This window comes from Pseudomonas sp. P5_A12, assembly GCF_056400685.1.
Genome location: NZ_JBFUKU010000292.1, coordinates 1 through 6,512, shown reverse-complemented (window position 1 = coordinate 6,512; position 6,512 = coordinate 1). Strand labels below are relative to the sequence as shown.

The window sequence follows — 6,512 nt, the reverse complement described above, 5'->3', positions numbered from 1 at the left end:
CGCAGCGGGTGACCTTCCCAGGTCGGCGGCATCATGATGCGGGTCAGGTGCGGGTGGCCGGCAAAGTTGATGCCGTACATGTCCCACACTTCACGCTCGTACCAGTTGGCGTTCGGCCACAGACCGGTCACGGTCGGCACGTTGAGGTCGCTCTCGGACAAGGCGACCTTGATCATCACGTCACTATTACGTTCGATCGACATCAAGTGATAGAACACGGTGAAGTCGGCGCCGCTTGGCAGCCCTTGACGCTTGGTGCGCAGACGTTCGTCCACGCCGTGCAGGTCATAGAGCATGACGTACGGCTTGGGCAGGTTACGCAGGAAGGTCAGGACTTCGACGAGTTTGGCACGCGCAACCCAAAGCACCGGCATGCCGGTGCGGGTTGGCTGGGCGGTGAACGCCTCGGGGCCAAAACGATTGTTCAGTTCGACGACCACATCCTGGTCGTCTGCCTTGTAAGGCGGGATGTACAGAGCACTGCCTGTAGTCATGGTTATTTATCGCTTTCGGTCAACGTAAAGAATGAAGCCAGTGTCTCGTTCTATTAAAGAAGCAGATCTGGATCAGACTTCGTCGGGGCTGCGCAGGTTGGTGACTGCGATTCGCTGTTCGCGGCGCTTTTCCTTTTCGGAAGGCATCTCGGCGCGATAAACGCCTTGATCACCAACGACCCAGGAAAGCGGACGACGCTCCTGTCCAATCGACTCTTGCAAGAGCATCAAGCCTTGCAGGAAAGCTTCAGGACGGGGCGGGCAGCCAGGCACGTAGACGTCCACGGGCAGGAACTTGTCCACCCCTTGAACGACAGAGTAGATGTCGTACATGYCACCGGAGTTGGCACACGAACCCATGGAGATAACCCATTTAGGTTCGAGCATTTGCTCGTAGAGACGCTGAATGATCGGCGCCATTTTGATGAAGCAGGTACCGGCGATAACCATGAAATCCGCCTGACGCGGCGATGCCCGGATTACCTCGGCGCCAAAGCGCGCGATGTCATGGGGCGCCGTGAAGGCGGTAGTCATTTCCACATAGCAGCACGAAAGACCGAAGTTATACGGCCACAGGGAGTTCTTGCGCCCCCAGTTGATCGTGCCGTTAAGCACGTCTTCGAGCTTGCCCATGAAGATGTTTTTGTGGACTTGATCTTCTAACGGATCGGAAACGGTTTCCCGTTCGCCAATCGGATACTGCTCGTTAGGAGCATCGGGGTCGATCCTGGTGAGATTGTATTGCATTGCCAAAGCCTCATTGTTTCAGCTTCGCTTGCCGCTTACGACGAGCTTCCGGAGCCCAGTCAAGGGCGCCCACTCGGAATAGGTAGACAAGGCCTGCCAACAGAATTGCTATGAAAACGAGAGCTTCGACGAATCCGGTCCAGCCGCTTTCGCGGACGGACACAGACCATGCAAAGAGAAAAAGGGCTTCGATATCGAAGATCACGAAGAGCATCGCGACCAGATAGAATTTGGCTGAGAGCCGCAGACGGGCGCCACCTGTAGGCAGCATGCCGGATTCAAACGGTTCGTTTTTGCTGCGACCCCAGGCTTTTGACCCAAGGAGGCTGGAGACGCCGAGCATGAAGGCGCATAGGCCGACGACGCCCAGAAGGAAAATGGCAAAGCCCCAGTTGTGGGCCATGAGTCCTGTCGCTTCGGGCATGCTGGTAATCCTTAACAGAGAGCAAAGGTCTCTGAGCTTGAAAAAGTAACAACGCAGTGACGATATGTCGCAGCAATCAATCCCGCTGATTTTATGGCTAAACACCCAGCAAGTAAAATTCCTATAGCGAAATTATTTATAGGAATAAGGACATAGCGCACCTCCAAAGCCCCGCAGCCCATGCATGGCGGGCATTAGCCGGGTTTTCATCAATATTGTTTTGTGGGAAATGTAACGAACATAATTCTGCTCAAATGATAATCAGTATTGTTTGCGATGTTTTTTAAACTGTTTGTCCGGGCAAGGGCCGGGAAGTTGTCTTTTATGTGCGTTACAGCAAGTAGCGAAGGTGACTGTTTTAGCGGATTTTTTGGCACTGATACCGCGCTGGATCAATGTTTTTACCTGCATCACCACGGACCCTTGTAGGAGTGAGCCTGCTCGCGATTGCGGTGGGTCATTAAGAGAATGGTTGGCTGACACGACCCCATCGCGAGCAGGCTCACTCCTACAGGGTCGGGGCGTGTCAGGGAGAAATCCCAGGCAAAAAAACGCCCCGAACCAGTCGGGGCGTCAGATGTGCAGCGCTGCGGTTAGCTTTCTATTCGGCCCGCAGCGGCTGGTGTCTCAAGCGAAGCAGATCAGTGGAACTGTTCTTCTTCAGTCGAACCGGTCAGTGCGGTTACCGAAGACGAGCCACCTTGAATCACAGTGGTCATGTCGTCGAAGTAGCCGGTGCCCACTTCCTGCTGGTGAGCCACGAAGGTGTAGCCCTTCGAAGCGTCAGCGAACTCTTGCTCTTGCAGTTTCACGTAGGCAGTCATGTCGTTGCGGGCGTAGTCGTGCGCCAGGTTGAACATGCTGTGCCACATGTTGTGGATGCCGGCCAGGGTGATGAACTGGTGCTTGTAACCCATGGCGGACAGTTCGCGCTGGAACTTGGCGATGGTCGCGTCGTCCAGGTTTTTCTTCCAGTTGAAGGAAGGCGAGCAGTTGTACGACAGCAGTTGGTCCGGGTATTCCTTTTTGATCGCTTCAGCGAAGCGACGAGCTTCGTCCAGATCCGGCTTGGCGGTTTCGCACCAGATCAGGTCGGCGTACGGAGCGTAAGCCAGGCCGCGAGCGATGGCCTGGTCCAGACCGGCGCGCACTTTGTAGAAGCCTTCCTGGGTACGTTCGCCAGTCACGAATGGCTGGTCGTACGGGTCGCAGTCGGAGGTCAGCAGGTCAGCTGCGTTAGCGTCGGTACGGGCCAGGATGATGGTCGGAGTACCGGCAACGTCAGCTGCCAGACGGGCAGCGGTCAGCTTCTGTACGGCTTCCTGGGTAGGAACCAGTACCTTGCCGCCCATGTGGCCGCATTTTTTCACGGAAGCCAGTTGGTCTTCGAAGTGAACGCCGGCGGCGCCTGCTTCGATCATGCTCTTCATCAGCTCGTAAGCGTTCAGTACGCCGCCGAAACCGGCTTCAGCGTCAGCCACGATCGGAGCGAAGTAGTCGATGTAACCTTCGTCGCCCGGGCCTTTGCCGGCTTTCCACTGGATCTGGTCAGCACGACGGAACGAGTTGTTGATGCGCTTTACCACGGTTGGAACCGAGTCCACCGGGTACAGCGACTGGTCCGGGTACATCGATTCGGCGGAGTTGTTGTCCGCAGCGACTTGCCAGCCCGACAGGTAGATCGCCTGGATACCGGCTTTGACTTGTTGTACAGCCTGGCCGCCGGTCAGGGCGCCCATGCAGTTGACGAAATCTTTCTCAGGACGGAAGGAAGGCTTGGCGCCCTGGGTAACCAGGTTCCACAGCTTCTCGGCGCCCAGTTTTGCAAAGGTGTGCTCAGGTTGAACCGAGCCACGCAGGCGGACGACGTCAGCAGCGGAGTAAGCGCGTGTCACGCCTTTCCAGCGTGGGTTTTCAGCCCAATCTTTTTCGAGGGCTGCAATTTGCTGTTCGCGTGTCAGTGCCATGGAGATAAACCTCGTCGCGTCTTTTACGGAAAGTTGTACTGCGGTGGAAAATTCATGCGCTCGCTGACCAGAAGCTTGGGTGGTCAAGTCGGATTCGGCGGGGTAGCGACGGGATGAACGATGGGCTCGAGGGGAAGTGAGCAGGTAAGGGCAAGCTGGTGGGCGCATTCGGGCATCGTGGGCCTTGGTGCGAACTTCAGTGCGGTGCCGGGTTACCTAATTAGCTTCCGTCCCTCGGGACAACTTCGTTCCAGTCGGCAACCTCGTCAAACACACCTTGTGGGCGGTACAGACACGAAGCGGCTCGCGGGATAGGTGCGAGCATCGCTTCGAAGGCCCTTGCCAGGGCCTCTGATTAGCGGGAGCGAGGCCATCATGCCTTTGCTTTTTTCGATCGTCAAACGTTTTGTAGTGCTTTTTTTCGACCACTACATCTTTGGTCTAATACGACTAATCAGTCAGTTCCCGGTGCTTTAGTCCAAAGTATCGACTTTCACCCGCAGGTTCATGTCATCCCTGCCCTGAGTCGCATAGCTGCGGGTCCTGGCCTGTTTGTCGGCCAGGTTCTGGTGGTTGACGCCGGCCAGCGTAATCCATTCGCCGAGGCGGCCCGTGACAGTTGTGTCGGTACTTTGCACGTTCACTACATCTGGACGTTCCTGGCTCATGCGGTCACGATTGGTGCTGATAGCCAAGTGAACGATTTCACCGGTGACGCTGGCGGTGACGTAGAAGCCTTGAGTGACGTTGCGGTATTCAGTCTGGCTGCGCAAATCACCGTAAGAATCGGTCTGCGCGCTCGTGAGCGGAACGCTCTGGCCGACCTGAATCAGTGCGGGTGTGCCTTCGCTGGTCTGAACCTGCTGGACGCCGCCGTCACGGCTGGCGGTGCTGCGATGGATGATACGGGTCTGGTTCGACTTGGCGCCGTTGCTTTGGTAGTTGTTGTCACTGGTGTCGACGGTGATCAGCAGGCGTTTGGCGGCGACATCGAGTTGGCTGATCAGGGCTTTAAGTTCGTCGATCTTGCGTTGATCCGCTTTGACAATCAGCTGATTGCCGTAAGCGCTGACCTGGCCTTCGTTGCCAATGAAATCCTGCGCCACGGGCAGCATGTCGACGCTGGTGCGGAAGTTCAGGGGCACGATTTCGGTGGCGGCCATGGTTGAAAAACTGCAGATCAGCAGAAGGGGGGTGAGCAGGGTGCGTAGGGACATATCCGTTATCTCCGACTTCTTATGCCTTGATAGTGCCAGTTTGTCGGCCTGGCGTGGGGCAAGTTGAATCGTAGACAGCAAAACGCCCCGGCATCCGAAAATGGCGGGGCGTTTTGTGGTGTTTGTGATCGTTCCCACGCTTTGCGTGGGAATGCAGCCTGTGACGCTCTGCGTCACTTGCCGCGATGGGACGCGGAGCGTCCCAGGAGGCATTACCACGCGGAGCGTGGGAACGATCAGTGGCAGACACTCAGGCCGAGTGACGCACCATATCCACATGCGGAATCCCGGCTTCCAGGAATTCCTCGCTGAGAATGTGAAAACCCAGACGCTCATAGAACGCCGTGGCTTGCACTTGCGCACTCAGCATCTGCTGCTTCAGCCCACGCTTCTCGGCTTCATCAATTACCGCATGCATCAGTGCATCACCGACCTTCAGGCCGCGCCAGTCCTTGAGTACCGATACCCGGCCGATGTGGCCATCCGGCAGCAGGCGGGCGGTGCCTATCGGGAAGTCGCCTTCGAAGGCCAGGAAATGCACCGCGGTGGCGTCATCGGCATCCCATTCCAGCTCAGGCGGAACGGATTGCTCGGCGATGAATACCGTCTCACGAATGCGCCGGATCTCGGCGATATCCTTTTGCCAGTCTGCGACACTTACGTGAATTTTATTCATCAGCAAACCCCAGGCTTCCTTGCTTGATCAGTTCGCACAGCAGGCCGCGACCGTCTTCGTCGGCCAGCCACTCGCCAAGGTTGTCGATGTGCAGCGAGTCGGCGGCGCAGATCATTTTCAGCAATTCGCGCAGCTTGCCCGGCAGATAACGGCTCTGGCCGCTGGCGAACAGCAGCAGGTCGTCATCGACTTCGGACCAGGCCAGGCGAGCGCTTGGGTTGCGGATCAAGATCGCGCCTTGTTCAAGGCTGGCGAGCAGGTCGTCTTCCTCGATTTCTTCCGGGCCCACCACGAGTTCCGGGTAGCGCGGCTCGGTCATGAACTGGCCGAACCAGGTCAGCAACAGGCGCTCGTCGCTCATGTGCTCGGCCAGCAGGGCTTTGAGCCGATCGAGGGCGTCGTGCTGGATTTGGTGTGGATCCACCGCAGGCACGGCGTCGGCGTCGGTGTAGCGCTCTTCGTCCGTCAGGAACTGGCTGAGGAAGTCGGTGAAGTGGGTCAGCACTTCAGCGGCGCTTGGCGCGCGGAAACCGACGGAGTACGTCATGCAGTCATCGACCGCGACGCCGCAGTGGGCCAGGCGTGGAGGCAGATACAGCATGTCGCCCGGTTCCAGAACCCACTCATCGGTGGCTTCGAAGTCGGCGAGGATGCGCAAGTCTGCGTGTGGCAGCATCGGACTGTCGGAGTTGCACATCTGACCGATTTTCCAGTTGCGCTTGCCATGGCCTTGCAGCAGGAACACGTCATAGTTGTCGAAGTGCGGGCCGACGCTGCCGCCTGGGGCGGCAAAGCTGATCATCACGTCGTCAACGCGCCAGCTCGGCAGAAAGCGGAACTGTTCCAGCAGTTCGCTGACTTCAGGCACAAACTGATCGACCGCTTGAACCAGCAGGGTCCACTCGCGTTCTGGCAGTTTGCTGAATTCGTCTTCGGCAAACGGGCCGCGGCGCAATTCCCAAGGACGCTCGCCGTGCTCGATTACCA

General features: G+C 57.5%; 7 protein-coding genes. All 7 read right to left on the bottom strand.

Annotated elements, in window-relative coordinates:
• Positions 1-494: NADH-quinone oxidoreductase subunit C (locus tag AC1DSG_RS25810; RefSeq protein ID WP_477793415.1), on the bottom strand; the 494-nt coding region annotated here is incomplete at its 3' end.
• A gap of 72 nt (positions 495-566) precedes the next feature.
• Complete coding sequence (locus tag AC1DSG_RS25805; RefSeq protein ID WP_477793414.1) at positions 567-1,241, bottom strand: NuoB/complex I 20 kDa subunit family protein; 675 nt, start codon at positions 1,239-1,241, stop codon at positions 567-569.
• Between the two features lie 10 nt (positions 1,242-1,251).
• Positions 1,252-1,665, bottom strand: a complete 414-nt coding sequence (locus AC1DSG_RS25800; protein ID WP_003223812.1) for an NADH-quinone oxidoreductase subunit A — start codon at positions 1,663-1,665, stop codon at positions 1,252-1,254.
• 641 nt (positions 1,666-2,306) lie between these two features.
• The gene (gene aceA, locus AC1DSG_RS25795; protein WP_007946425.1) at positions 2,307-3,632 is read right to left on the bottom strand and encodes an isocitrate lyase; all 1,326 of its coding nucleotides are present in this window, start codon (positions 3,630-3,632) and stop codon (positions 2,307-2,309) included.
• Between the two features lie 473 nt (positions 3,633-4,105).
• A complete protein-coding gene (locus AC1DSG_RS25790) occupies positions 4,106-4,849 on the bottom strand; it encodes a secretin N-terminal domain-containing protein (RefSeq protein ID WP_477793413.1) in 744 nt (247 codons plus the stop codon).
• Positions 4,850-5,099: 250 nt separating this feature from the next.
• The gene (locus tag AC1DSG_RS25785) at positions 5,100-5,525 is read right to left on the bottom strand and encodes a GNAT family N-acetyltransferase (protein WP_477793412.1); all 426 of its coding nucleotides are present in this window, start codon (positions 5,523-5,525) and stop codon (positions 5,100-5,102) included.
• Positions 5,518-6,512: ribosomal protein uL16 3-hydroxylase (locus AC1DSG_RS25780; protein ID WP_477793411.1), on the bottom strand; the 995-nt coding region annotated here is incomplete at its 5' end. The genes AC1DSG_RS25780 and AC1DSG_RS25785, both read right to left, overlap by 8 nt.